Origin of the sequence: Marinobacter iranensis (assembly GCF_029207565.1) — a bacterium.
GTDB lineage: Bacteria > Pseudomonadota > Gammaproteobacteria > Pseudomonadales > Oleiphilaceae > Marinobacter > Marinobacter iranensis.
This window is the reverse complement of sequence record NZ_JANCMW010000086.1, coordinates 1-280: the sequence shown is the minus strand read 5'-3', so window position 1 is coordinate 280 and position 280 is coordinate 1. Positions and strand designations below refer to the sequence as shown.

The window sequence follows — 280 nt, the reverse complement described above, 5'->3', positions numbered from 1 at the left end:
CCGTCCACCTCGACGACGACGCTCCGCGCGGGATCGTGGCGGATGCTGAAGAAGGCGCTGCCGCGCAGCCGCATCGGCCCGCCTGCCTCGGGCGCGGAGAGGCGGGAGCCGGCGCCGAGCGAGGCGGTGACGCCATGGGCAAGCTGCACGGTGCGCGTCGTCCTGGCCGCGCTGGCGAATTCCCGCGCGGGGGGGGCTTCGGGCTGCGCGTCGTCCTGGAAGCCGATGCCGAGGGCAAGGGCGATCGTCGCCGCCGCGGCGATGCCCGAACCGATGGCCC

1 pseudogene is annotated in these 280 nt (G+C 76.1%); it reads right to left on the bottom strand.

The features are described 5' to 3' along the window. Positions 1–280 (bottom strand): annotated as a pseudogene (locus tag NLU14_RS21550) (hypothetical protein); the annotation flags it as partial.